The organism is Rhodopseudomonas parapalustris, assembly GCF_053772255.1.
Window position 1 is genome coordinate 42,716 of sequence record NZ_JAMKBZ010000023.1, and the last position, 23,474, is coordinate 66,189.

At 66.7% G+C, this 23,474-nt stretch carries 26 protein-coding genes; 15 read left to right on the plus strand and 11 right to left on the minus strand.

Annotated features, from left to right (window positions below):
* Positions 1-2: 2 nt before the first annotated feature.
* Positions 3-1,415 carry a COG4223 family protein gene (locus tag M9H71_RS18515; protein ID WP_455406404.1) on the minus strand — a complete coding sequence of 471 codons (1,413 nt, stop codon included), beginning with the start codon at positions 1,413-1,415 and terminating at the stop codon, positions 3-5.
* A 51-nt stretch (positions 1,416-1,466) separates the two neighbouring features.
* Positions 1,467-2,213, minus strand: a complete 747-nt coding sequence (locus M9H71_RS18520; protein ID WP_455406405.1) for a uroporphyrinogen-III synthase — start codon at positions 2,211-2,213, stop codon at positions 1,467-1,469.
* 242 nt (positions 2,214-2,455) lie between these two features.
* Here M9H71_RS18520 and tsaD point away from each other — a divergent pair, with 242 nt between their 5' ends.
* The 4 genes from tsaD to M9H71_RS18540 all read left to right on the plus strand — a co-directional run bounded on the left by tsaD (position 2,456) and on the right by M9H71_RS18540 (position 5,828).
* The gene (gene tsaD, locus M9H71_RS18525) at positions 2,456-3,529 is read left to right on the plus strand and encodes a tRNA (adenosine(37)-N6)-threonylcarbamoyltransferase complex transferase subunit TsaD (protein ID WP_455406437.1); all 1,074 of its coding nucleotides are present in this window, start codon (positions 2,456-2,458) and stop codon (positions 3,527-3,529) included.
* A 120-nt stretch (positions 3,530-3,649) separates the two neighbouring features.
* The gene (locus tag M9H71_RS18530) at positions 3,650-4,639 is read left to right on the plus strand and encodes an NAD(P)H-dependent glycerol-3-phosphate dehydrogenase (protein ID WP_455406406.1); all 990 of its coding nucleotides are present in this window, start codon (positions 3,650-3,652) and stop codon (positions 4,637-4,639) included.
* 2 nt (positions 4,640-4,641) lie between these two features.
* Positions 4,642-5,055, plus strand: coding sequence for an EVE domain-containing protein (locus M9H71_RS18535; protein ID WP_455406407.1), 414 nt, complete (start codon positions 4,642-4,644; stop codon positions 5,053-5,055).
* Positions 5,056-5,165: 110 nt separating this feature from the next.
* Positions 5,166-5,828: a class I SAM-dependent methyltransferase gene (locus M9H71_RS18540; RefSeq protein ID WP_455406408.1), complete on the plus strand. Its 663-nt coding sequence runs from the start codon at positions 5,166-5,168 to the stop codon at positions 5,826-5,828.
* A gap of 9 nt (positions 5,829-5,837) precedes the next feature.
* Here the strand turns inward: M9H71_RS18540 and mtaB are convergent, their stop codons facing one another.
* Both mtaB and dapF read right to left on the minus strand, forming a co-directional pair.
* Positions 5,838-7,109, minus strand: a complete 1,272-nt coding sequence (mtaB, locus tag M9H71_RS18545) for a tRNA (N(6)-L-threonylcarbamoyladenosine(37)-C(2))-methylthiotransferase MtaB (RefSeq protein ID WP_455406409.1) — start codon at positions 7,107-7,109, stop codon at positions 5,838-5,840.
* Entirely contained in the window at positions 7,109-7,990 is an 882-nt protein-coding gene (gene dapF, locus M9H71_RS18550) for a diaminopimelate epimerase (RefSeq protein ID WP_455406410.1), read from the minus strand. Before dapF ends, mtaB begins: the two co-directional genes overlap by 1 nt.
* 236 nt (positions 7,991-8,226) lie before the next feature.
* Here dapF and M9H71_RS18555 point away from each other — a divergent pair, with 236 nt between their 5' ends.
* The gene (locus M9H71_RS18555; protein ID WP_455406411.1) at positions 8,227-9,003 is read left to right on the plus strand and encodes a GyrI-like domain-containing protein; all 777 of its coding nucleotides are present in this window, start codon (positions 8,227-8,229) and stop codon (positions 9,001-9,003) included.
* Positions 9,000-9,695, plus strand: coding sequence for an SIMPL domain-containing protein (locus M9H71_RS18560; RefSeq protein ID WP_455406412.1), 696 nt, complete (start codon positions 9,000-9,002; stop codon positions 9,693-9,695). The genes M9H71_RS18555 and M9H71_RS18560 overlap by 4 nt, the downstream gene beginning before the upstream one ends.
* Positions 9,696-9,704: 9 nt before the next feature.
* On the opposite strand, the gene M9H71_RS18565 is transcribed toward M9H71_RS18560, so the two are convergent.
* The 3 genes from M9H71_RS18565 to M9H71_RS18575 are packed head-to-tail and all read right to left on the minus strand — an operon-like array spanning position 9,705 to position 11,423.
* Entirely contained in the window at positions 9,705-10,766 is a 1,062-nt protein-coding gene (locus tag M9H71_RS18565) for an MBL fold metallo-hydrolase (RefSeq protein ID WP_455406413.1), read from the minus strand.
* Positions 10,767-10,770: 4 nt separating this feature from the next.
* A complete protein-coding gene (locus tag M9H71_RS18570) occupies positions 10,771-11,175 on the minus strand; it encodes a type II toxin-antitoxin system VapC family toxin (RefSeq protein ID WP_455406414.1) in 405 nt (134 codons plus the stop codon).
* Positions 11,176-11,177: 2 nt separating this feature from the next.
* Positions 11,178-11,423, minus strand: coding sequence for a type II toxin-antitoxin system Phd/YefM family antitoxin (locus tag M9H71_RS18575; protein WP_455406415.1), 246 nt, complete (start codon positions 11,421-11,423; stop codon positions 11,178-11,180).
* Between the two features lie 266 nt (positions 11,424-11,689).
* Between M9H71_RS18575 and ffh the strand changes: the two genes are divergently transcribed.
* From ffh to leuC, 6 genes are all read left to right on the plus strand, one after another.
* A complete protein-coding gene (gene ffh / locus M9H71_RS18580; protein ID WP_455406416.1) occupies positions 11,690-13,240 on the plus strand; it encodes a signal recognition particle protein in 1,551 nt (516 codons plus the stop codon).
* Between the two features lie 173 nt (positions 13,241-13,413).
* Entirely contained in the window at positions 13,414-13,734 is a 321-nt protein-coding gene (rpsP, locus tag M9H71_RS18585) for a 30S ribosomal protein S16 (RefSeq protein WP_455406417.1), read from the plus strand.
* A 12-nt stretch (positions 13,735-13,746) separates the two neighbouring features.
* On the plus strand, positions 13,747-14,277 hold the full coding sequence (gene rimM, locus M9H71_RS18590) for a ribosome maturation factor RimM (protein ID WP_455406418.1): 531 nt from the start codon (positions 13,747-13,749) through the stop codon (positions 14,275-14,277).
* A 66-nt stretch (positions 14,278-14,343) separates the two neighbouring features.
* On the plus strand, positions 14,344-15,090 hold the full coding sequence (gene trmD / locus M9H71_RS18595; RefSeq protein ID WP_455406419.1) for a tRNA (guanosine(37)-N1)-methyltransferase TrmD: 747 nt from the start codon (positions 14,344-14,346) through the stop codon (positions 15,088-15,090).
* Positions 15,091-15,203: 113 nt separating this feature from the next.
* On the plus strand, positions 15,204-15,593 hold the full coding sequence (gene rplS / locus M9H71_RS18600) for a 50S ribosomal protein L19 (RefSeq protein WP_011155809.1): 390 nt from the start codon (positions 15,204-15,206) through the stop codon (positions 15,591-15,593).
* Between the two features lie 310 nt (positions 15,594-15,903).
* Complete coding sequence (gene leuC, locus M9H71_RS18605; protein ID WP_455406420.1) at positions 15,904-17,313, plus strand: 3-isopropylmalate dehydratase large subunit; 1,410 nt, start codon at positions 15,904-15,906, stop codon at positions 17,311-17,313.
* 202 nt (positions 17,314-17,515) lie between these two features.
* On the opposite strand, the gene M9H71_RS18610 is transcribed toward leuC, so the two are convergent.
* The 3 genes from M9H71_RS18610 to M9H71_RS18620 all read right to left on the minus strand — a co-directional run bounded on the left by M9H71_RS18610 (position 17,516) and on the right by M9H71_RS18620 (position 18,799).
* Positions 17,516-17,824, minus strand: coding sequence for a hypothetical protein (locus M9H71_RS18610; protein WP_455406421.1), 309 nt, complete (start codon positions 17,822-17,824; stop codon positions 17,516-17,518).
* Positions 17,825-17,936: 112 nt separating this feature from the next.
* On the minus strand, positions 17,937-18,218 hold the full coding sequence (locus M9H71_RS18615; protein WP_455406422.1) for a hypothetical protein: 282 nt from the start codon (positions 18,216-18,218) through the stop codon (positions 17,937-17,939).
* Between the two features lie 233 nt (positions 18,219-18,451).
* Positions 18,452-18,799 (minus strand): hypothetical protein, encoded by a 348-nt coding sequence (locus M9H71_RS18620; RefSeq protein WP_455406423.1) that lies wholly within the window; start codon positions 18,797-18,799, stop codon positions 18,452-18,454.
* A 106-nt stretch (positions 18,800-18,905) separates the two neighbouring features.
* Between M9H71_RS18620 and M9H71_RS18625 the strand changes: the two genes are divergently transcribed.
* The 3 genes from M9H71_RS18625 to M9H71_RS18635 all read left to right on the plus strand — a co-directional run bounded on the left by M9H71_RS18625 (position 18,906) and on the right by M9H71_RS18635 (position 22,278).
* Positions 18,906-19,319, plus strand: coding sequence for a metallopeptidase family protein (locus M9H71_RS18625; protein ID WP_455406438.1), 414 nt, complete (start codon positions 18,906-18,908; stop codon positions 19,317-19,319).
* An 84-nt stretch (positions 19,320-19,403) separates the two neighbouring features.
* Positions 19,404-20,009: a 3-isopropylmalate dehydratase small subunit gene (leuD, locus tag M9H71_RS18630; RefSeq protein WP_164607218.1), complete on the plus strand. Its 606-nt coding sequence runs from the start codon at positions 19,404-19,406 to the stop codon at positions 20,007-20,009.
* A gap of 577 nt (positions 20,010-20,586) precedes the next feature.
* Positions 20,587-22,278 (plus strand): methyl-accepting chemotaxis protein, encoded by a 1,692-nt coding sequence (locus M9H71_RS18635; RefSeq protein WP_455406424.1) that lies wholly within the window; start codon positions 20,587-20,589, stop codon positions 22,276-22,278.
* Between the two features lie 167 nt (positions 22,279-22,445).
* On the opposite strand, the gene M9H71_RS18640 is transcribed toward M9H71_RS18635, so the two are convergent.
* A complete protein-coding gene (locus M9H71_RS18640; protein WP_455406425.1) occupies positions 22,446-23,324 on the minus strand; it encodes an HpcH/HpaI aldolase/citrate lyase family protein in 879 nt (292 codons plus the stop codon).
* Between the last annotated feature and the right edge of the window lie 150 nt (positions 23,325-23,474).

Genomic DNA, 23,474 nt, shown 5'->3' on the forward strand with positions numbered 1-23,474 from the left:
ACCTATGGCGACGGTTTCTGCAGCGCGACGAGCGCTGAGGTGGCGAATTGACGTGATGCGGCGAGGGCCTGGTCGCGCGCCTCGGCCTTGTCGATCCAGGATTGAACAGGAGCGCGGTCACCCGGCGCAAGCGCTTTCAGCTCCTTCAGCGCGCCCGCGATGTCGCCCTGTTTGCCCGCCGCCGTCAGCCGGCCGATGATCGCGGTGCGATCGATGCCCTCGACCGCGTCGGAGCGCTGAATCTTCACCAGCCGCTCGGCGTTGGCCTGGAATCGGTCGATGAAATTGGCGTTCGCACCGATCTTCTCGGGCAGCAGCTTGGGGAGCAGGTCGATCAGCTCCTGGCCGAGCGCCTTGGCGCTCGGCACGCCGGCCGCGGCGAACTGGTCCAGCGGCTTCAGCGCAGCGGGATCGGGGGCGAGCGGCGAAGCGGCCTTGAGCAATGCCTCAAATGGATGGCCCTGAGTCACGCTCAGGTCGAGCAAGGTGGCGGCCACCGCACGGCGCAGCGCGCTGTCCTCGGCTGGTGCCGGAGTCCGCGCCGGCTTCTCGGCCTGCACCTTGGCGGCGGTTTCCAGCGAATCGAGCCGCCGATCGATCGCCGCCAGTGCGGCGGTGGTCTGCTCCAGCGCGGCAGACTTGTCGGCGTCAACGCTCGCGTTCGGTTTTGAGTCTTCGGTGGTCCCGCCGCCGGCCGGCGCCGGCTTCAGTTCGTTGACCGTCGCGGCGAGCTGATCGGTCCGACCGCGAAGCGCCGTCAAATCATCGCGAAGCGACGCGACCGTCTTTTCCAGCGTATCGATCCGGCTCGAGGCTGCCGGATCGGGAGTGGCTGCCCCACCGGATGCCGCCTGCGGCCGCTGTTCGAGATTGGTGATCCGGATCGCGAGCGCCTCCAGCGCCGCGCTGTCACTGGGTGCGGCTGCTGCGCCGCCCGCCGCGGGAGTGGCTTCGAGCTTGGCGATCCGGGCATTGAGCGCATCGAGTGCGGCCGGATCGGTCTGCGGCGCGGTAACGCTGGTCGAGGACAGGAATTGCGGCAGCAGCCCCATCTTGGCGGCACCGACCACCAGGCCGGTGGCGATCGCGATCGTCAGCACCGGCGGCAGGATCAGCGACGCGAGACTGCTCCGCGGCGGCGCCGAGCTTTGCGCCGAGGCGGTGGCATCGGCGGCAGCCGTCGTGGTGGCGAATTCGGGCTCCGGCAGTCCGGCGGACTGTTCGGCTTGCTCGCGCTGATCGGCCGCGATGTCGAAGGCCTGCTCGGGTCCCCGTGCCGGCTCGGCGTCGGGTGTGGCCCCTGCGGTGGGCTCCGTCTCGGTCTCGCCGGATAGGGCGCCCGTCTCCTGCGCAGTCGGCTGACGATGCTCGGCCGGCTCCGCAGCCTGTTCGTGTTCGGGCCTGTTCTCGACCATCCTTGGATTTTCCTCGTCGCTACCCGTCGGCACCGGCAGTCCGGCGCCGCGTCAATTGACCTTCGCCGGGCCCAAAGCCCGATCCAGCGCTTCGAGCAGCGCCTTTTCATCAGGCTTGCGCGCCACCATCACCTGATTGGCGCCGGCCTCGCGCACTACCTCGGAGACCGCTTCCGACAGACAGCACTGCGGAATCGCCAGCGCCGAGATCTCGATCCCGGAACTGCGCGTCGCGTCGACAAAGGCGCGCGCGCTGCGCCGCGAGTAATGCAGCACCGCCTCGATCCGGTTCGCGGCGAATGCGTCGCACACGTCGCCCGGCAGACCCGGCACCGGCACCATCTTGTAGGCGGTCTGCATCACGACGTCGAAGCCGTCTTCGCGCAATTCGCCGGCGAGGTCGCGCGACAAATCGGCGCCTGCCAGATACAGCAGCGCGCCCGCGCTCTTACTCTTGCCGCTGATGCTGTCTCGGATCTTGATCCTGAGTTTGGCGGCGTCGCCATCGGCAATGATCACGGTGGCGAAGCCGGCCTCCTGCGCCTTGCGCGCGGTCTGCTTGCCGACCGCAAACAGCGGCAGCTTCATCAGCCGAGCCAAGACCGGCTGGTCCTCGAGCGCCCGCAGCGCATTGGCGCTGGTGACGATGACGCCAATATACCGAGCCTCCGGGTCGTCGGGACACGGCACCGGCTCGAACCGCAGCATCGGCGCCAGCAGCACATCATAGCCCTTCGCGCGCAGCGTCTTCGCGGTCGCGTCGCCGTCGGGTTGCGGGCGGGTGACGAGCAAAGCCACGCGTTACGTCCTCGCCTGTCGATCGATGAAAACGAATCCGTTGAAACCCGGTCGCACGACAACGATCTTGATGCAAACCGGTTGCGCTGCTGCGTCCTGCATCGGTGCTCCCACGCAATCTGCCGGGGCCGCAGGGCGCCAAGGGGATGATTGCATTCCAAGACCCCGCAATGCTACGCGAGGCAAGGAGAACGCCGGTTCGGGCGCAAACGCAAGGGCTCAATTTGACTAGTGAACAAGCCTTGCTGGTGCTGGGGATCGAGACCACCTGCGATGAAACCGCAGCCGCCGTGGTCGAACGTCGTGCCGACGGCAGCGGGCGGCTCCTCTCCAACATTGTACGTTCGCAGACCGAGGAGCACGCGCCGTTCGGGGGCGTCGTACCCGAGATCGCGGCGCGCGCGCATGTGGATGTGCTCGACGGCATCATCGCGGCCGCGATGAACGAGGCCGGCGTGGCCTTCGCCGGTCTGTCCGGGGTTGCGGCAGCCGCCGGGCCCGGGCTGATCGGCGGTGTGATCGTCGGACTGACCACCGCCAAGGCGATTGCGCTGGTGCACGGCACCCCGCTGATCGCGGTCAATCACCTCGAAGCCCACGCGCTGACGCCGCGGCTGACCGACTCGGTCGAATTTCCCTACTGTCTGTTCCTCGCGTCCGGCGGCCATACCCAGATCGTGGCGGTGCTCGGCGTCGGCGATTACGTCCGTCTGGGCACCACCGTCGACGATGCCGTCGGTGAGGCATTCGACAAGATCGCCAAGATGCTCGGCCTGCCCTACCCCGGTGGCCCGCAGGTCGAGCGTGCGGCGGAGGCCGGCGATGCCAACCGCTTCGCGTTTCCCCGCCCGATGCTCGGACGTCAGGATGCCAACTTCTCGCTGTCGGGGTTGAAGACCGCCGTGCGTAACGAAGCCGGCAAGCTGACGCCGCTCGATCCGCAGGACATCAACGATTTGTGCGCGGGCTTTCAGGCCGCGGTGCTGGACTCGGTGGCCGACAGGCTCGGCACCGGGCTGCGACTGTTCAAAGAACGGTTCGGCCCGCCGAAGGCGTTGGTCGCAGCCGGCGGGGTAGCGGCCAATCAGGCGATCCGCCGGATGCTGCGTGAAGTCGCCGCCAAGGCGCAGACCACGCTGATGGTGCCGCCGCCGGCGCTGTGTACCGACAACGGCGCGATGATCGCCTGGGCCGGCGCCGAACGGCTGGCGCTCGGCCTCACCGACGCCATGGACACTGCGCCGCGCGCGCGCTGGCTGCTCGACGCCAACGCCACTGCGCCGGCCAAGTTTACCAACACCCGCGCAGGATTCTGAGGGAATCATCGACGTGGCCTTTCTGCTCGCCGCAGCGCCTCTTCATTCCGCCCCGTCGGTGGGGAGGCAGCGGCCCGCCTGCGCGGCATGCACGAACAACGACTTCAACGAGCTCTTTCGATGACCTCTTTCCAATCCATTGCCGTGCTCGGCGGCGGTGCCTGGGGCACCGCGCTGGCACAAACCGCTGCGCGCGCCGGGCGAAATGTGACTTTGTGGGAGCATGATCCCGGCAATGCCGAGCATCTGATCACGGCGCGCGAAAGCCGGTTTCTGCCGGGTGTGAGGCTGGAGCCGTCGGTTCAGGTGACGCGCGATCTTGCCGAAGCGGCGCGCGCCGATGCGCTGCTGCTGGTGGTGCCGGCACAGGTGCTGCGCCAGGTCGTGACCTTGCTGCAGCCGCTGATCGTGCCGAAGACGCCGCTGGTCGCCTGCGCCAAGGGCATCGAGCACGGCACCCACCGGTTCATGACCGAGATCATCGCCGAAGCGGCGCCGGCCGCGATCCCAGCGATCCTGTCGGGGCCGAGCTTTGCGGCGGATGTGGCGCGCGGTCTGCCGACCGCGGTGACGATCGCTGCCACTGACGCGGCCTGCGCTCAGGCGCTCGCCCAGGCGATGAATTCCGGCAGCTTCCGCCCGTATCATTCGACCGACGTGCGCGGCGTCGAACTCGGTGGCGCCACCAAGAACGTGCTGGCGATCGCCGCCGGCATCGTCGAGGGCAAGCAGCTCGGCGCTTCGGCGCTGGCGGCGATGACGACCCGCGGCTTCGTCGAGCTGGTGCGGTTCGGCAAGGCCTATGGGGCAAGGATCGAGACCATGCACGGCCTGTCGGGCCTCGGCGACCTGACGATGTGCTGCTCGACGCCGCAGTCGCGCAACTTCTCGTTCGGCATGGCGCTCGGCCGCGGCGAAGGGATCGAGTCCGCCGCGCATGGCAAGCTGGCGGAAGGCTACTACACCGCGCCGGTGCTGCTGGAGATGGCGCAGGCGAAAGACATCGACATGCCGATCTCGACCGCGGTGGCGGCCGTGCTCGGCGGCAAGCTCAGCGTCGATGCAGCGATCGAAGGGCTGCTGACGCGGCCTCTCAAGGCGGAGGAATAGACGTGGCGTATTGGCTGGTGAAGTCCGAGCCGTCGGTATGGTCGTGGGACCAGCAGGTCGCCAAGGGCGCTGCCGGCGAAGCCTGGACCGGCGTGCGCAATCACTCTGCCAAGCTGCACATGGTGGCGATGAAGGTCGGCGACCGCGCGTTCTACTATCACTCCAACGAGGGCAAGGAGATTGTCGGCATCGCCGAGATCATCCGCGAGGCCTATCCGGATCCGACCGACGCGAGCGGCAAGTTCGTCTGCGTCGACATCAAGGCCGACAAGCCGCTGAAGACCCCGGTGACGCTCGCAGCCGTCAAGGCTGAGCCCCGGCTCGCCGACATGGCGCTGATGAAATACTCGCGCCTGTCGGTGCAGCCGGTCACCGCCGAGGAGTGGAAGCTGGTCTGCAAAATGGGCGGGCTGTAGTGCAGAGCGCAAGCTCCGCGTTCTGACGTCATCCCCGCGGATGCGGGCGATGACGTGGTTGGCTTAGAGCAACGCTTTACATCTCTTCGTCGCTCCCCCATCACCGCGCGATGAGCAGCTCCGCCATCGTCGATCCGGTCGCCTTCATCCATGCCAACACCCGGCTGCGCGAGGTGCCGTTGGTGCCGGAGGTGATGCTGCATGTCGCCGACGAGGCGCTGCCGCTCTGGAGCAAGACCGAGGAAGAGCTCGGCGAGGCCGGGCTGCCGCCGCCGTTCTGGGCGTTCGCCTGGGCCGGCGGACAGGCGCTGGCGCGCTACGTGCTGGATCATCCGCAGGACGTCGCCGGTAGGGACGTGATCGACCTCGCCTCCGGCTCCGGGCTGGTGGCGATCGCCGCGATGAAGGCCGGCGCCCGCTGTGTCACCGCGTTCGACATCGACGGCTTTGCCCGCGAGGCGATCCTGGTCAACGCCGCGGCCAACGGCGTCGCAATCGAGGTCTGTGGGGACGATCTGCTCGCCGGGCCGCATCCGCTGCGGGCGCAGGCCGTCCTCGCCGGCGATATCTTCTATCAGCAGGATATCGCCGGGCTGGCCTTCGCGTTTCTGCAAAGTCGAGCGGCGCAAGGTGCACGGGTGCTGATCGGCGATCCGGGGCGTTACTACCTGCCGAAGGATCAACTTGTGAAGCTTGAGAGCTACGGCGTGCCGGTGACGCGGGAACTGGAAGATTCCGAAATCAAACACACCGGCGTATGGACGTTGAAGTAATTCGCGTCCCTACACGGTCAGTCGCGCGCCATCGTGCCCGATGATCCGCAGGGTCTGCACGTCGCCCGGCGTCGCGCCTGAGATCGCGACCGGAATGAAATGCTCGGTGCGTCCCTGCGTCGGGCTTTCGATCAGCACATTTCGCACGGCGCCGATCTCCGCGGACAGCCGCCGCTGCAGCGCCGCTTCGCCGGCGGTGCGGAGGCGCCTTGCCCGGTCCTTGATGACATCGCCTGCCACCTGCGGCATTCGCGCCGCCGGCGTGCCGGGGCGCGGCGAGTAGGGAAAGACATGCAGAAACGTCAGGCCGCACGCCTCGACCAGATCGAGCGAGCGCCGAAACATGTCGTCGGTTTCGGTCGGGAAGCCGGCGATCAGGTCGGCGCCGAGCGCGATGTCGGGGCGCAGCCGGCGGACCTCCTCGCAAAACGCGATGGCGTCGGCGCGGGAGTGGCGGCGCTTCATCCGCTTCAGGATCAGATCGTCGCCGGCCTGCAGCGACAGATGCAGATGCGGCATCAGCCGCGGCTCGGTGGCGAGTGCGTCGATCAGGTCGCGATCGGCCTCGACCTGATCGATCGACGAGATCCGCAGCCGCTGCAGCTCCGGAATGTGCCGTAACACTTTCTTAACCAGGCTGCCGAGCTTGGGGGCGCCCGGCAGGTCGGCTCCGTAGCTGGTGAGGTCGACCCCGGTTAGCACGATCTCGGCATGGCCACGCTCGGCCAGACGCCGCACCTGCTCGACCACCGCGCCGACCGGCACGGATCGGGAGTTACCACGTCCATACGGGATGATGCAGAAGGTGCAGCGATGGTCGCAGCCGTTCTGCACCTGAACGAACACACGCGGCAGCCCGCTCTGGTAGCCGTCCAGCAGATGCGGCGCCATCTCGCGTACCGCCATGATGTCGGCGACCGCGATTTTCTGTTCGGTGTCGAGCCCGAAACTGGCTCTGGCGTCGAGCGCGCCCTTGGCGGCTCGCCAAGCGTCGCTGCGGGTCTTGTCGTCGTTGCCGATGACGCGGTCGACCTCTGCCATCGCGGCGAACGTCGCCGGTTCAGTCTGCGCGGCGCAGCCGGTGACGATGATGCGTGCCGTGGGGCGCGTGCGCTTCAGCTTGCGAATCTGCTGCCGCGCCTGCGCCACGGCCTCGTTCGTCACCGCGCAGCTATTGACCACGATGGTCTCGGTGAGCCCCGCGCCTTCCGCCTCGCGCCGGATCAATTCGGATTCGAACGCATTGAGGCGGCAGCCGAAAGTGACGACTTCGACCGCCATTATGCGGTGGTCGAAGCGAGCGCGCCGGCGAACATCGCCGGATCGAACCTGCCTTCGAACTCGAATTCGGCGCCGCCGGTCATCAGCACATGGTGGTCGCTGTCGCGCCACTCGATCGTCAGTCGGCCGCCTGGCAGCGTCATCTCGACCACCCGATCGGTCCGCTTCAGCCGCGCGGCCGCGACCGCGGTGGCGCAGGCGGCGGAGCCGCACGCCTTGGTCAGGCCGGCGCCACGCTCCCAGGTCCGCATCGTGATGTGCTGGCGATCGACGATGTGGGCCAGCGTAATGTTGGCGCGCTCTGGGAAGATCGGATGGTTCTCCAGCAGCGGTCCGAGCCTAGTAAGATCGTAGGCGTCGACATCGTCGACCCAGAAGATCGCGTGTGGGTTGCCCATGCTGACCACTGAAGGCGTATGCAGCACCGGCGCGTCGATCGGGCCGATCTGCAATTCGATCATGCGGGTGTCACGAAATTCCTCGGCCAGCGGGATGTCCTGCCAGCCGAATTTCGGTTCACCCATGTCGACGGTGTAGAGGCCGTCGGCCGGACCGCGCCAGCAATTCAGCAGGCCCGCGCGGGTCTCGAAGGTCAGGCCGTTCTTGTCGGTGGCTGCAAACATCTGCCGCGCGACGCAGCGCATGCCATTGCCGCAGGCGCCGGATTCGGAGCCGTCATTGTTGTAGATCCGGACGAAGGCTTCGGTGCCGGGCAACCGGGCCGGCTGCAGCAGCATGAGCTGATCGTAGGGCACATGCGCCGCCACCGCCCGCGCATCTGCCGGCGTCACCGGTGCCGGCTGATCGCGCAGGTCGACCACCACGATCTCGTTGCCGATGCCGTTCATCTTGGCGAACAGGCGGTTGTCCAGCGCGCTCATGCTCTCGTCCTCGCCGCGCCTATATGGCGAACCCCGGCTGGTTTGGCCAGTCCGTCGCCGGAAGCGCCGTCCGGCCACAGGGAAGCCACACCGCCGTCGCATGCCTCGCCGGGACGGGACGACGTCGCGGATCGGATGCTATGAGAAGGCGCTCGACTCGGCGACTCGCGCAACGGCCGACGCTGCACCACGCGGGAAGGTCGGGCGTCGTTCGCTGCGGCCTTGGGAGACATGGAATGGAACGCCCCTGCCTGTTTGGTCTGACGCGTATCGGGCTCGTGCCGGCGCTGGTGCTGACGCTCGGGATCGCCGGCGCATCGGCCCAAACCGCGCCCGACGCCAGCAAGGACGCCAAGGACAAGGCGCCGGCCGCCGAACCGGCACAGACGCCGTCGGCCCAGCCAGCCTCACCTCCTGCTACGCCCACCGCCCCTGCCTCGCCGCCGTCCGCCAGCGAAGCCCCGGCCGTGACGCCAGCGCCCACCTCACCGCAGGCGCCATCGGCGGCCCAGACACCGGCCGCGCCGGCTACTCCCGCGCCGGTCCAGACCGCCGATCCGTTCGGCGAAGAGACCACGCTGGAGCCGAAGACGGTGGTGATTCTGAAGAGCAAGGCGACCTGGGACAACGCCTTCGACAGCCTGATGGATGCGTTCAAGTCGCTGACCGCGCTGCTCGACAAGCAGGGCATCGTGCCCAATGGAAATCCGATGATCGTCTACACCTCGACCGACGATACCGGGTTCACCTTCCAGGCCGAAGTGCCGGTGCCGCAGGAGCCGAAGAACCTCGCCAAGTCGATGAGCATCGGCAAATCGCCCGACGGCAAGGCGCTGAAGTTCGTCCACCGCGGTTCCTACGACAATATGGACAACACTTACGAGGCGATCACCAACTTCCTCGACGACAAGAAGCTCGAGGCCAAGGACACCTTCATCGAGGAGTACATCACCGACCCGCTGAAGACCGCCGAAGACAAACTGGTGATCAACGTTTACGTGCCGATGAAATGAAAAAGCTCCTCTCTGTCTCCACTGCCGTCGCCGCCTGCCTGCTCGTCGCTCTTCCGGCCCGCGCCCAGGACGCGCCGCCGCCGGGAATCGTCGTGCGTGGCGAAGCCCACAAATCGGTCGCGCCCGACATCGCCGGGATCGAGGCCGGGGTATCGAACTTCGCCAAATCCGCTCGCGCGGCGGCGGAAGCCACCAACCTTGCAATGGGCAAGGTGCTGCTGGAACTGAAGAACGCCGGCATCGACCCCAAGGATATCCAGACCTCGCAATTGTCGCTGCAACCGCAATATGCAGACCGGCCCGGCCCGACCGAGATCACCGGCTATGTGGCCAAGAACATTGTCTCGGTGAAGGTCCGCGACATTGCGGCGGTCGCGGGCATTCTCGACCGGCTGATGACGGCTGGTGCCAACGAGGTCCGCGGCATCAGCTTCGGCGTCAGCGATTCCTCGAAGCTGCTCGACGAAGCGCGGACCGAAGCGATCGCCGACGCGCGCCGCAAAGCGGAGGTCTACGCGCGCGCCGCCGGCCTGACGCTCGAGGCGCCGCTGTCTATCGCGGAAGATTCCGGGCCGGTCGTGATGCCGATGCGCAAGATGGCGGCCGATTTTGCCGCCGGTGCTCAGGTCGCGCCGGGCGAGCAAACCCTGAACGTGTCGGTGACGGTGAACTGGGCCTTCAAGACGCGCTGAGCGCGGCCCTCAAAGCTCGAACACCTGTCCCGGCTTCAGCACCGGAAACCGTTCGCGCGGCATGCCCCCTGCGTCGAGGGCCGTATACAGCGCCTGCTCGGGCGCGTCGATCGCCTCGTCGGTGAGCTGGAAAGTGCCGTGATGATTGGCGAGCGCCCGCTCGGCGCCGCAGTCGGCCAGTGCCTTCACCGCGTCGGCCGGATTCATGTGCTGATCCTGCATGAACCAGCGTGGCTCGTAGGCGCCGATCGGCAGGATCGCCAGCTTCAGCGGCGCATGCGCATCGCGGACGCGGCGAAAGTGCCGCCCCTCACCATAGCCGGAATCGCACACGACGTAGATCCTGCCGGCCGGCGTTTCGAGCACGAAGCTCGCCCACAGCGCGCGATTGCGGTCGAACAGGCCGCGCGCGGTCCAATGCCGGGTCGGCACCAGCGTCACCGCGACGCGTTCGTTCAGCGCGACCCGGTCGCTCCAATCGTAGGCCTCGGCGCGGATCGCATCGTCGTGCGCGGTCATCGTCAGATCATTGCCGAGCGGCGTGATCACCCGCGGCGTATGCGCGGCGGCGAGCCGCGACAGCGTCGCGAGATCGAGATGGTCGTAATGGCCGTGCGACACCAGCACCACGTCGATATCCGGCAGCTTATCGAACGCGATGCCCGGATCGTTGTGCCGCTTCGGCCCCGCGAATGAGACCGGCGACACCCGCTCCGACCACACCGGATCGATCAGGATGTTGAGCCCGCCGGTCTGGATCAGCCAGCTCGCGTGCCCGACATAAACGAGCCGTACCCCTGCGCCGTCGATGCGCGGCGGCGGGGTGTCGGCAAACGGGCTCGGCGCCCAGTCCGGCCATTGCGCCGGCTTGTGGCTGAACCGCCAGCGCAGCACGTCGAGGAAGCTCTTCGGCGGCGCGCCGTCGGGATCGAAAAACCGCGTGCCATCGAAGTGATCGGTGACCGGGCCTTGGTAATAGGTCATGCGGGAGATCCAGAGGGAGGAAAGCCCGGCCGTGGCGGCAAGGCCGGCAGCAGTCGCCAGCAGGCGGCGGCGTGTGATCGCGTTCATCCGCTCATGCGCCGACCAGCGCCACGCCTTCGGCGGTCGCCGCCCGGACCAGCGCCGCGTCGAGCGTTGCCAGCCCGATCCGCTCGCGCTGCGCCAGTTCGAGATAGGCGGCGTCGTAGAAGCTGAGCTGATGGCGCCGCGCAAGCCGCATGACCGCATCGTCGTCAGGCAGCGGCGCAATGCGGAGCGGGAGATTATCGAGGAATGCCAGGAATCGAGCTGATTGCTCCGGACCCGTTCGGCTCCGGCGCTCACCTTTCAAGAGGACTTGGCGGACCTCGAACCACCAGATTAGGGGCACAACCCCACCCTCATGCTCGAGCCTCGCAAGAGCCGCATCAGCCGTCGAGTCTCGCTCGTCCGGGAAGTGCCAAACGGCCATGAGCGAGACATCGATCACGAATGGCATAGCTATTCGCGACCTTCGTTCTTCCAAGCAATGATCTCGTCGATCGTCGCCCGAGCTGCGCTGCTCCGGAATGCACGGATGCCTTCAATCGCTTGGCGAGCTGCCTCTCTTCGCTCCTCGTCGAACGGCGGCTCCAGTTCGGTCTTGCTGACACCCTCACGGCTGATCGTCACCGTTTCGCCGCGCTCGACTTCGTCGAGCAGTTTCGCAATGTTGGCCCGCGCATCTGCCAGACTGACGTGCTTCATCGCCTTGGACCTCGTTAAGTTCACGAAATATAGCGCTTTTCCGCCCAGTCGGGAGTCCCTCCGAGGCGCTGAAGCGCCGGATTTCTTGACTTCGGGGCGATGTCGCGTATTGATGCCGCCGAAATCTCGAAAAGTGCTCTTTTCGAACCGCCGCCCGGTCCTGTGAGGCCGGAGGTCAACGTCCGACAGCGCGATGCGCCCTCGGGCGCCATAAGTGTTTGGTTTTGTAGGCCTTTCGCCGGAAGGCCGTCGCTGGAATTGGGCCGATGTTCGATAATCTCTCGGATAAGCTGGGCGGTATTCTCGATCGGCTGACCGGGCGCGGTGCGCTCAGCGAGGCCGATGTCGATGCGGCGATGCGCGAAATCCGCCGCGCGCTGCTGGAGGCCGACGTCGCGCTCGAAGTGGTGCGCTCGTTCACTGAGCGGGTCCGCGAGCAGGCTGTCGGCGCCACCGTCGTCAAGTCGGTCAAGCCCGGCCAGATGGTGGTCAAGATCGTCAATGACGAGCTGATCGCTACGCTGGGCTCGGAAGTCCAGTCGATCGACCTCAACGCGGTGCCGCCGGTGCCGATCATGATGGTCGGTCTGCAGGGCTCGGGTAAGACCACCACCACCGCCAAGCTGGCGCGCCGCATGACCGAGCGCGACAAGCGCAAGGTGCTGATGGCCTCGCTCGACGTCTATCGTCCGGCCGCCATGGAGCAGCTCGCAGTGCTCGGCCGCGACCTCGAGATCGACACGCTGCCGATCGTCGCCGGTCAGCAGCCGCCGGATATCGCCCGGCGCGCGATGGAAGCCGGCAAGCTCGGCGGCTATGACGTCGTGCTGCTCGATACCGCCGGCCGCACCACGCTCGACGAAGAGATGATGACTGAGGCGGCCGAGATCAAAGCCGCCGCCAATCCGCACGAAGTGCTGCTGGTCGCTGATAGCTTGACCGGTCAGGATGCCGTCAATCTCGCCCGTGCGTTCGATCAGCGCGTCGGCCTCACCGGCATCGTGCTGACCCGTATCGACGGCGACGGCCGCGGCGGCGCCGCCCTGTCGATGCGCGCCGTCACCGGCAAGCCGATCAAGTTGATGGGCACCGGCGAAAAGACCGATGCGCTCGAAGACTTCCATCCGAGCCGGATCGCCAGCCGCATCCTCGGCATGGGCGACATCGTCTCGCTGGTCGAAAAGGCCGCCGCGACGCTGGATGCCGAAAAGGCCGCCGCTGTCGCCGAAAAGATGCGCAAGGGCAAGTTCGATCTCACCGACTTGCGCGATCAGTTGCAGCAGATGACCAAGATGGGCGGCATCGGCGGGCTGATGGGTCTGATGCCCGGCATCTCCAAGATGAAGAACCAGATCGCCGCCTCCGGCATTGACGACAAGGTGCTCAAGCGCCAGGTCGCGATCATCGATTCGATGACCCGCGAGGAGCGCAAGAACCCCGACATCCTCAAGGCCAGCCGTAAGAAGCGCATTGCTGCCGGCGCCGGCATCAAGGTCGAGGACGTCAACAAGCTGCTGAAGATGCATCGCAACATGGCCGACATGATGAAGGCCGTGGGCCGCGGCAAGGGTGGCCCGATGGCCGGCTTCGCCAAGGCGATGGGCTTCGGCGGCGGTCTGCCCTCGCCCGACGAGATCAAGGCGATGCAGGAAAAGATGAAGAGCGGCGACATGCCCGAGGGCCTCCCGGAGCTGCCGAAGGACCTGCCCGCCTCGCTGCGCGGCGGCATGCCCAACCTGCCCGGCCTCACCGGCCTGTCCGGCAAGCCGACTCTGCCCGGCCTCGGCGGCTTCCCGGGATTCGGGAAGAAGAAATGAGCCGCGCGATTTTGCTTTTGTCGTCATTCCGGGGCGCGAGCTCGCGAACCCGGAATCTCGGCTCCAGAACACCTCGGAATTCCGGGTTCGCGCGCCTGGCGCGCGCCCCGGAATGACGGGCTGAAGACTTTCGAAATACCAACACACACGAACCCCCACCTAGGAGATCCGCAATGTCCGTCGTCATCCGCCTCGCGCGCGCTGGTACCAAGAAGCGCCCGTTCTATCATGTCGTCGTCGCCGACTCGCGCTTTCCGCGCGACGGCCGCTTCATCGAGCGCCTGGGCTACTTCAACCCGCTGATGGCGAAAGACAACGAAGCCCGCCTGAAGCTCGACCTCGACAAGGTCAAGGACTGGCTCGCCAAGGGCGCGCAGCCGTCGGACCGCGTCGCCCGCTTCCTCGACACCGCCGGTGTCCGCAAGCGTGAAACCCGCAACAACCCCGAGAAGGCGGTGCCGCGCAAGGAGCGCAAGGCCGCCGACGGCAAGTAAGCGGGGCGGTTGATGCCGTCCGGGCTCATCTGTGTCGCCCGGATCGGCGCGCCGCATGGCGTGCGCGGTGCGGTGCGGCTGTGGAGCTTCACCGCCGATCCGTTCGCCGTGGCCGACTACGGTCCGCTTGTGACCAAGGACGGCACGCGCCAGTTCGAAATCGCGAGCGCGCGCGAGGCCAAGAGCCATCTGGTGGTGACGCTGAAGGGCGTCACCACGCGCGACGAGGCCGAACGGCTCAACGGCGTCGAGCTCTATGTGGCACGCGACAAGCTGCCGCCGACCGAGGCCGACGAGTATTACCACGCCGACCTGATCGGGCTCGCCGCCGTCTCCACGGCGGGCGGCGCGCTCGGCAAGGTGGTGGCGATCCATAATTTCGGCGCCGGCGACATCATCGAAATCGCGCCGCCGTCCGGCCCGACGCTGCTGCTGCCGTTCACCAACGCAGTGGTGCCGACCGTCGACCTCGCTGCCGGCCAGGTGGTGATCGAACCGCCGAACGAGATCGAAGGCGACACGCCGAACCATCCGGAAGCGTGAGCCTCCAAAACGATACAGCCGTCATGCCCGGGCTTGTCCCGGGCATGACGAGGCATTGCTGAGACCATGACCTGGCGCGCCACTGTCCTCACCCTGTTTCCGGAGATGTTTCCCGGCCCGCTCGGCGTCAGCCTGGCGGGGCGGGCGCTGGCGTCCGGGCTGTGGGGGCTGGAGGCGCGCGACATCCGGGATTCGGCCACTGACCGACACCGCAGCGTCGACGATACCCCGGCGGGCGGCGGCCCCGGCATGGTGCTGCGCGCCGACGTGCTGGCGGCCGCAATCGACGCGGTGGACGCCGCCGCGGATCGCCCGCGTTTGGTGATGAGCCCGCGCGGCGGGCCGTTGACCCAGGCCCGGGTCGCCGAGCTGGCCGCCGGCCCCGGGCCGCTGATCGTCTGCGGCCGGTTCGAAGGCATCGACCAGCGGGTGATCGATGCGCGCGGGCTGGAGGAGGTTTCGATCGGCGACTACGTGCTGTCGGGCGGCGAGATCGCCGCGATGACGCTGATCGACGCCTGTGTCCGCCTGCTGCCGGGCGTGATGGGCAAGCTGGAATCCTCGACCGACGAGAGCTTTTCGGCCGGTCTGCTCGAATATCCGCAATACACCAGGCCGCAAAGTTTCGAGGGACGCCCGATCCCCGATGTGCTGCTGTCGGGCGATCACGCCCGGGTCGCGGCGTGGCGGCTCGGCGAAGCAGAGGCCCTGACCAGGGCCCGGCGGCCGGATTTGTGGGCCGCCAGGCCGGCGCAAACCATTCGGGCAAAGGGCGAATCGCAAAAAACGCCAAAAAACAAGACGGACGGGTGACAAACCCCCAAGATTGCCGTATAGCACCGCCAAATCCGTGCAATGGCAGGACAATGGATCTTTGCGCAGCCCGCGCCGGGATGGTCGGGCGCGCCGCCGATGGAGAATTATCGATGAACCTGATTCAGACGCTCGAAAAAGAGCAGTTCGACAAGCTGTCGGCCGGCAAGACGATTCCGGAGTTCGGTCCCGGTGACACCGTGATCGTCAACGTGAAGGTCGTCGAAGGCGAGCGTTCGCGCGTGCAGGCCTACGAAGGCGTCTGCATCGGCCGCTCCGGCGGCGGCATCAACGAGAGCTTCACCGTCCGTAAGATCTCTTACGGCGAGGGCGTCGAGCGCGTGTTCCCGCTGCTGTCGCCGATGATCGACTCGATCAAGGTGGTGCGCCGCGGCAAGGTGCGTCGCGCCAAGCTGTATTACCTGCGCAACCTGCGCGGCAAGTCGGCCCGCATCGTCGAGAAGAAGCAGGACCGCACCGCTGCGGTCGCCGCCGCCGAGTAATCGGCGCTTCGAGATTCGGTGTTTCGAAAGCGCGGCCTTCGGGTCGCGCTTTTTTGTTGCGCCTGCGCTGCGCGCCGGCCTGCACGGCGAAACATTGTCGGCCGGTCGCGACGTGCTATATGGGTGGAATGTTTCCAAATCGCCGCCGCGCCGCGAAGATTGTGCTCGACGACCGCAGCCGCCTGCCGTGGCGGTTTTTCGGCCGTCTGACCACGGCCGCGCTGATTAGTTGATCGGCCCGCGGCGCCCGCCCGCCGCGCGATCGACCTCACTTCGACAATTCAAAGATCCTTCCGAAGGACCCGACACCATGTCCGCCAAGCCCACCACGCTGTACGACAAGATCTGGAACGACCATCTGGTCCACGAGGCCGAAGACGGCACCTGCCTGCTGTATATCGACCGCCATCTGGTGCACGAAGTGACTTCGCCGCAGGCGTTCGAAGGTCTGCGCACCGCGGGCCGCAAGGTGCACGCGCCGGAGAAGACGCTGGCGGTGGTCGATCACAACGTGCCGACCACCGATCGCTCCAAGCCCAATCCGGATCCGGAGAGCGCCGAGCAGATCGCCGCGCTGGCCGAGAACGCCCGCGACTTCGGCATCACCTACTACAACGAATTCGATAAGCGTCAGGGCGTGGTCCACGTCATCGGCCCGGAGCAGGGCTTCACGCTGCCCGGCACCACCATCGTCTGCGGTGACAGCCACACCTCGACCCATGGGGCGTTCGGCGCGCTGGCGCACGGCATCGGCACCTCCGAGGTCGAGCATGTGCTGGCGACCCAGACGCTGATCCAGAAGAAGGCCAAGAACATGCGGGTGACGGTCGACGGCCAATTGCCGGACGGCGTCACCGCCAAGGACGTGATCCTGGCGATCATCGGCGAGATCGGCACCGCGGGCGGCACCGGCTACGTGCTGGAATACGCCGGCGACGCGATCCGGTCGCTGTCGATGGAAGGCCGCATGACCGTCTGTAACATGTCGATCGAAGGCGGCGCCCGCGCCGGCCTGATCGCGCCGGACGAGCGCGCCTACGAATTCCTGAAGGGCCGTCCGCTGGCGCCGAAGGGCGAGGCCTGGGACGCGGCGATGCGCTACTGGGACACGCTGCGCTCCGACGACGGCGCGCATTTCGATCACGAGCTCAGGCTCGACGCCGCCGCGCTGCCGCCGATCGTCACCTGGGGCACGTCACCTGAGGACGTGATCTCGGTCACCGGCCGCGTGCCGAACCCGGCCGAGATCGCCGATGAAGCCAAGCGGCTCTCCAAGGAGCGCGCGCTGGCCTATATGGGTCTGACCCCGGGCACCAAGATCACCGACATCAAGATCGACCGGATGTTCATCGGCTCCTGCACCAACGGCCGTATCGAAGATCTGCGCGCCGCGGCGAAGGTCGCCGAGGGCAAGACCGTCAACGCCAACGTCAACGCCATCATCGTGCCGGGCTCCGGCCTGGTGAAGGAGCAGGCCGAGGCCGAAGGTTTGGACAAGATCTTCATCAAGGCCGGCTTCGAATGGCGCGAGCCCGGCTGCTCGATGTGCCTCGCCATGAACCCCGACAAGCTGGCGCCGGAAGAGCGCTGCGCCTCGACCTCGAACCGCAATTTCGAGGGCCGTCAGGGCTTCAAGGGCCGCACCCATCTGGTGTCGCCCGCAATGGCCGCCGCCGCCGCGATCGCCGGCCACTTCGTCGATATCCGCGACTGGCACTAACCGAGGCATGGTCGCTCGCGGGCTCGTTTCGCGGTCGACTGCCCCGATGATCAGCAGACAGGCGCCTCGCGGGGCGCCTGTTTTGTTTCGGAAGCATCGTGCCGGGACCGTGCTCGCGGCGGTGATTGCCGGAACGATGAGTCCGTCGCGCGTCTCATCGACGGCGTTGTGGAATCTGAAGCCGCGACCGGCGGGCCGTCGCTTACCACGACGGCCCGAGACCCCACCCGAAGCCGAACGGGAAGAACGGCGCGACCGGGTCGGGTCGATACCAATGCGGGTGGGCGTTGTAGTCGTAGGCCCGGCGCGGTGCGTACACATAGGTGCGGTGCGGCGACGGATGACGGCGGACGTGGCGATGCCGGGCGTGCGGCTTACGTTGCCGTGCGCTGATATCGGTCGCCTGCGTCGCAGAGGCGCCGGCGGCGTTGGCGGGGAGTGACGCTGCGCCAGCAGCGCCGGCGACACCGAGCGTCGTCGCCAGGACGGCCGCTCCGATCCATGCACGCATTGTCACCTCCATCGGTTGTTATCTCACCATCATGTCGGCGCTGCGTACCGAAATGCAACTGCCCCAACCGAAACGGGCCCGCATTTGCGGGCCCGTTGGTAACCGATCCGTATCAGCGCCAGTGGCGGTGATGATGGTGGCGGTAATGATGGGGGTGGTGCCGATAGCCGTAATGGCGCCGAACGTGGTGATGGCGATGCCAGCGATGATGATGACGATGGACGTGCCGGCGATGGCGATAGTGTACTTCGGTCGCCTGCGGGATCGCGTCGCGCTGCACGGAGGCGGCGATACCCGGGGTCGACAGCGGAGCTGCCTCGGCGCGGTTGCCGGGCGCGGCGATCAGCAGCAGACCGGCGATAACGGCCAAGCCCGACAATTTCAAAAACTTCATCCGATTGCTCCTTGGTTGACGGCCCGCACGTTTCCGCTCGACGCGGTCGGCGTGCCGTTCGGCGTAGCCCCCTGAAGATCAGGCTGACGTGCACGACGTGAATGCGGCGTGAATGGCTCGCTCGCGGCACGGCAATGCGCAATCCGCGCGCGAGGTTCCAAAGAAGCAGGCGATTTACTTGGTACTTGGCGTGCCGAACGGGCACGCGTCGCGGAGCTGCAGGAGCTCCGCGCTCAGCCGCGGCGCCAGAAGCAGTTCATCCGCGGCACGATCACGGTGCCGCTCGGGCGATGCTCCTGGACGTAGCTGGCCGTGCACTCGCGGACGGCATTGGGGCCGGGGTCGAAGCGCGGGATCACTCCGTCGCTCTCGTCGCGCGGATAGATCGGCAGCCGTCGCGGCGACCGCCGAACGCGCTCCTGCGACGATACGTCGGTGAGACGATCGGCCGCCGCACGATCCGTGCTCGCGATCACGCCTTGCTGGGCCTCCGCGGGCATTGTGGCCGGCAGTCCGAAAGCCAGCCCCAGTCCCAGCGTTGCCGCTGCGATCGCGATCCGCCCCATGCCGATCTGGTTCATGCTGTCATTCGCCCCTTCAAAGCCCCGCGGCAACGTCCCCGATCACGGCGCCGTCGTCAACCGCAAGCCGCTTGCCGCCCCCACCCGATCGCGTACAACGGCCGGCATGTGGATCAATGCAAAAGCCCCCTCCCTGGCCGAGCTGGAACAGATGGCGCACGACATGTTCGCCCGCCTGCCCGGCGAGTTCCGGTCGTTGTGTGAGGACGTCATCATCCGGGTCGACGATTTCGCCACCGAAGAGGTGCTGGACGACCTCGGTGCCGAGAGCGAGTTCGACGTTCTCGGGCTGTTTCAGGGGGTCGGCCTGCCGCAGCGCACCAGCCAGGACGTCGCCCCGATGCCCAATATGATCTGGCTGTATCGCCGGCCGATCCTCGACTATTGGGCCGAGCACGACGACAGTCTGGGCGAGATCGTCCGCCACGTCCTGGTGCACGAGATCGGCCACCATTTCGGCCTGTCGGACGACGACATGGAGGCGATCGAGGCCAAGGCCGACGAGACGGCCGAGGATTGAGCCTGCCGCGCGCGGCTCTGCGGTTTGCCGGCTTGACCGACGGCCTGGGGGCGCTAAGACCATTCCAAACCCGGAGACCTGACGATGGACAAGTTCACCACGCTGGAAGGCGTCGCGGCGCCGCTGAAGATCATCAATGTCGACACCGACATGATCATTCCGAAGCAGTATCTGAAGACCATCAAGCGCACCGGTCTCGGCAAGGGCCTGTTCTCGGAGCAGCGCTACAAGGACGACGGCAGCGAGAACCCGGATTTCATTCTCAACAAGCCGGCCTATCGCGGCGCCAAGATCCTGGTCGCGGGCGACAATTTCGGCTGCGGCTCGAGCCGCGAGCACGCGCCCTGGGCGCTGCTCGATTTCGGCATCCGCTGCGTGATCTCGACCTCGTTCGGCGACATCTTCTACAACAACTGCTTCAAGAACGGCGTGCTGCCGATCCGCGTCTCGCAGGCCGATCTGGACAAGCTGTTCGACGACGCCGAGCGCGGCTCCAACGCCACGATGACGATCGATCTGCAGGCGCAGGAAATCCGCGGCCCCGATGGCGGCGCGATCAAGTTCGAGATCGATCCGTTCCGGAAGCACTGCCTGATCAACGGCCTCGACGACATCGGGCTGACGCTCGAGAAGAAATCGTCGATCGATGCCTATGAGACCAAGGCCGCCAAGGAGCGCGCCTGGGCGTGATGCTCGCCTCTCTCCGCCTGAGCGGGAAGAGGAGTCGCGCCAGAGCCGACCGCTGCACCCTCGGGGTGCGCTCGATTGGTCAGCCGCTGTTATCACCACCGACATGCCCGGCCTTGCGCCGGGCACTTTTTTGACCGACCGAACCGCGCATCACCGAGGGCGCTCTTGCAAAGGTGAGATGTTCGCACCCGTCGTCTGCAACGGCGGTGCCATGCGCTGCACGAGATCGGCCACACGGGTTGCCACGATGGTCGTATGGACGGGAACGACGCATCGTCGCAATGCATAATGTGCGAAGCTGATCGACGTTTGCGGAGGGTAATGGTCTGCCCTGCGCAGCGCGCGCGTCTCGAACGAACGAGGCCGAGATGCATCGCATTTCATGCGAATGGAATTGATCTAGTAACACTTCAGTTGCTGCGCTGAATCGCGCATGCGCGCGTTCGCAAATGAAAAAAATATGTCGTCCCTGCATCGGTTGGCGACGATAGTCTGGTGTCGAATTCCGCGCTTTGTAACGTCGTCTTAAATCCGCGGAACTAATCGGATCGGAATTGATCCATCCGAGACTTCCTTCATGAAAATCCGTCTCTCGATCACATCGATGATCGTTGTCTTCGCCGTGGTCGTCCTGGCGAGCCTTACGGCGATGCTGACCACCAACTTCATGGCGCTCAATCAATTGCGGGTCGGTGGGCCGCTGTATTCGCAGATCAAGCTCGGCAACGATCTGGTCGCCGACATCCTGCCGCCGCCGGCCTATGTGATCGAAGCCTATCTCGAAGCCACCCTGGCGCTGCGCCGGCCCACCGAATGGCGCGCGCATGCCGCCAAACTCGAGCAGCTTCGCCGCGATTATCTCGGGCGGCAGAAGTTCTGGGCAGGCTCTGCGCTGGAGCCCGCGCTGAAGGCGCGGCTGACCGTGGATTCAGATGCAGCGGTGCAGAAATTCTGGACGGTCGCCGATCAGGAGCTGATCCCGGCCCTGAGCGCGGGCGATCAGACGGCCGCGGAAGCCGCCTACACCAAGCTGGATTCGATCTATGGAGCTCACCGCGCCATCATCGACGACATCGTCAGACGCGCCAATGCCGCCAACGCCGAACTGGAAGACGAAGCCGCCCGGCAGGTCGGAAGTTATTCGACCATCGTGTGGATTCTGTCCGGCCTTGCAGCGCTGCTGATCGCGCTGGGTGTCGCCGGTCTGGCGATCGGAATGGTCCGTCCGCTGGTGCGGCTCACCGCAGCGATGCAGGCGATGGCCGCCGGCATGCTCGACGTGGTCATTCCCGGCGCCGGCCGCAGCGACGAGATCGGCGGCATGGCCAAGGCGATCACCTCGATCAGGACCAACGCCGAGCAGAAGGCCAATCAGGAGGCGGCGGAACAGAGCCGGCAGGAGCACCTCGCCGCCGAGCGGCGCAAGGCCGACATGGCGCGGCTCGCCGACAGTTTCGAAGACGCGGTCGGAGAGATCATCAAGACCGTGTCGTCGGCCGCCAATGAACTGGAGGCTGCGGCGCATTCGCTGTCTTCGACCGCGGCGCGTTCGCTCGATCTCGCGGTCGGCGTCGCCTCGTCGTCGCAGGAGGCTTCCGCCGGCGTGCAGTCGGTGGCGTCGGCGAGCGAGCAACTGACCGCGTCGGTCCACGAGATCGGCCGACAGGTGCAGACCTCCGCCAGCGTTGCGACCGAAGCCGCCGATCAGGCGCTCCGGACCAACGAACGGGTCGGCGAATTGTCCGCCGCTGCCGCGCGGATCGGCGATGTCGTCGATCTGATCAGCACCATCGCCGGTCAGACCAATCTGCTGGCTCTGAACGCGACGATCGAGGCGGCGCGCGCCGGCGAAGCTGGCCGCGGCTTTGCGGTGGTGGCGTCGGAGGTCAAGGCGCTGGCCGAACAGACCGGCAAGGCCACCGGCGAGATCGGCCAGCAGATCACCGGCATTCAGGCGGCGACCGACGAATCGGTGGCGGCCATCAAGGAGATCTGCGCGATCATCGGCCAGATGTCGGAGATCTCGTCCTCGATCGCCTCTGCGGTCGAAGAGCAGGGCGTGGCCACCAAGGACATCGCGGTCAACATCCAGCACGCCGCCCACGGCACTTCGCAGGTCGACGCCGACATCGCCCGCGTCCAGGCCGGCGCCCGCGAGACAGGCGCCGCCTCGGTCCAGGTGCTGTCGGCCGCACAGTCGCTGTCGAGCGAAAGCAGCCGCCTGCGCGCCGAGGTCGGCAACTTCCTGGCGTCGGTGCGGGCCGCCTGAGCGGACGCGCCAACCACGCGTCCCGTCATTCCGGGGCGCCGCACAGCGGCGAACCCGGAATCTCGACATTCAAAGCACCGCCGGTCGCACAACAATCTCGGGATTCCGAGTTCGCGAGCTGCGCTCGCGACCCGGAATGACTCTCGGCTGATTGGTGTCCGTGGCGCCTAATGGCCCGCCGTTTCGATCGCATCCGCGATCGCAATCGTCTTCTTGGCGATTTCGGCGTGCAGGCGTTCGACCATGCGGCCGTCGAGCTGAATCGCGCCGCGGCCCTGGTTCTCGGGGCGTTCGAATGCCGCAAGGATCTTGCGGGCCTGGGCGATGTCGTCCGCCGGCGGCGTGAAAGCGGCGTTGCAGGCGTCGATCTGGCCGGGATGGATCAGCGTCTTGCCGTCGAAGCCGAGGTCGCGGGCCTGCGCGCACTCTTCGGAGAGGCCGTCGACATTGCCGATGTCGCTGTACGGGCCGTCGAGCGCGATCAGCCCGTGGACGCGGGCGGCGAGCACGCAATGCGTGATCATCGACAGCATGGTGGAGCGACCGGGCAGCATCCGGATGCCGGTCTCGCGCGAGATATCATTGGGGCCGAACACGAAGCCTTCGAGCCGCGACTTGGCGTCGTGCTTCTGGGCGGCCAGCTCCTCGGCATGCAGCACGCCGCGCGCGGTCTCGATCATGATCCAGACCCGGATCGACGGATCGGCGCCGAGCTCGGCGAGCTTGTTGCCGACGGTGGCGATGTCTTCGATGGTCGAGACCTTCGGCACCAGAATGCCGTCCGGTCCGGCCTTTGCGGCCATCGCGATGTCGTCCTGCCACCAGGCGGTATCGAGCGCGTTGATCCGCACCAGGATCTCGCGCTTGCCGTAGCCCTTGGCCGCCACTGCCGCGGCGATCTGATCGCGCGCCGCATCCTTGGCGTCCGGCGCCACCGCGTCCTCGAGATCCAGGATCAGGCCGTCGGCCGGCAGCAGCCGGGCCTTTTCGAGCGCCCGCGCGTTCGATCCCGGCATGAACAACAGGCTGCGGCGCGGTCGGATCATGGTTCCCCCCTGGCAAAACGAAAATCGGCCGAGGCGATAGCATCTCGGCCCTCGGGCCGGAAGGCTTGTTCGCGGCCGCATCCTGTGATTATCGGTGCGGGATCAGGCGCGCGCGTATCCTGGTCGCATCGATCCCGCTCGCATACGCGC

What these genes read in the sequence shown, in the direction of transcription:
- M9H71_RS18515 (WP_455406404.1), bottom strand. Translation starts at nt 1,415, where the DNA reads ATGGTCGAGAACAGGCCCGAACACGAACAGGCTGCGGAGCCGGCCGAG.
- M9H71_RS18530 (WP_455406406.1), top strand. Translation starts at nt 3,650, where the DNA reads ATGACCTCTTTCCAATCCATTGCCGTGCTCGGCGGCGGTGCCTGGGGC.
- M9H71_RS18540 (WP_455406408.1), top strand. Translation starts at nt 5,166, where the DNA reads ATGAGCAGCTCCGCCATCGTCGATCCGGTCGCCTTCATCCATGCCAAC.
- mtaB (WP_455406409.1), bottom strand. Translation starts at nt 7,109, where the DNA reads ATGGCGGTCGAAGTCGTCACTTTCGGCTGCCGCCTCAATGCGTTCGAA.
- dapF (WP_455406410.1), bottom strand. Translation starts at nt 7,990, where the DNA reads ATGAGCGCGCTGGACAACCGCCTGTTCGCCAAGATGAACGGCATCGGC.
- M9H71_RS18555 (WP_455406411.1), top strand. Translation starts at nt 8,227, where the DNA reads ATGGAACGCCCCTGCCTGTTTGGTCTGACGCGTATCGGGCTCGTGCCG.
- M9H71_RS18560 (WP_455406412.1), top strand. Translation starts at nt 9,000, where the DNA reads ATGAAAAAGCTCCTCTCTGTCTCCACTGCCGTCGCCGCCTGCCTGCTC.
- M9H71_RS18565 (WP_455406413.1), bottom strand. Translation starts at nt 10,766, where the DNA reads ATGAACGCGATCACACGCCGCCGCCTGCTGGCGACTGCTGCCGGCCTT.
- M9H71_RS18570 (WP_455406414.1), bottom strand. Translation starts at nt 11,175, where the DNA reads ATGCCATTCGTGATCGATGTCTCGCTCATGGCCGTTTGGCACTTCCCG.
- M9H71_RS18575 (WP_455406415.1), bottom strand. Translation starts at nt 11,423, where the DNA reads ATGAAGCACGTCAGTCTGGCAGATGCGCGGGCCAACATTGCGAAACTG.
- ffh (WP_455406416.1), top strand. Translation starts at nt 11,690, where the DNA reads ATGTTCGATAATCTCTCGGATAAGCTGGGCGGTATTCTCGATCGGCTG.
- rpsP (WP_455406417.1), top strand. Translation starts at nt 13,414, where the DNA reads ATGTCCGTCGTCATCCGCCTCGCGCGCGCTGGTACCAAGAAGCGCCCG.
- rimM (WP_455406418.1), top strand. Translation starts at nt 13,747, where the DNA reads ATGCCGTCCGGGCTCATCTGTGTCGCCCGGATCGGCGCGCCGCATGGC.
- trmD (WP_455406419.1), top strand. Translation starts at nt 14,344, where the DNA reads ATGACCTGGCGCGCCACTGTCCTCACCCTGTTTCCGGAGATGTTTCCC.
- rplS (WP_011155809.1), top strand. Translation starts at nt 15,204, where the DNA reads ATGAACCTGATTCAGACGCTCGAAAAAGAGCAGTTCGACAAGCTGTCG.
- leuC (WP_455406420.1), top strand. Translation starts at nt 15,904, where the DNA reads ATGTCCGCCAAGCCCACCACGCTGTACGACAAGATCTGGAACGACCAT.
- M9H71_RS18610 (WP_455406421.1), bottom strand. Translation starts at nt 17,824, where the DNA reads ATGCGTGCATGGATCGGAGCGGCCGTCCTGGCGACGACGCTCGGTGTC.
- M9H71_RS18615 (WP_455406422.1), bottom strand. Translation starts at nt 18,218, where the DNA reads ATGAAGTTTTTGAAATTGTCGGGCTTGGCCGTTATCGCCGGTCTGCTG.
- M9H71_RS18620 (WP_455406423.1), bottom strand. Translation starts at nt 18,799, where the DNA reads ATGAACCAGATCGGCATGGGGCGGATCGCGATCGCAGCGGCAACGCTG.
- M9H71_RS18625 (WP_455406438.1), top strand. Translation starts at nt 18,906, where the DNA reads ATGTGGATCAATGCAAAAGCCCCCTCCCTGGCCGAGCTGGAACAGATG.
- leuD (WP_164607218.1), top strand. Translation starts at nt 19,404, where the DNA reads ATGGACAAGTTCACCACGCTGGAAGGCGTCGCGGCGCCGCTGAAGATC.
- M9H71_RS18635 (WP_455406424.1), top strand. Translation starts at nt 20,587, where the DNA reads ATGAAAATCCGTCTCTCGATCACATCGATGATCGTTGTCTTCGCCGTG.
- M9H71_RS18640 (WP_455406425.1), bottom strand. Translation starts at nt 23,324, where the DNA reads ATGATCCGACCGCGCCGCAGCCTGTTGTTCATGCCGGGATCGAACGCG.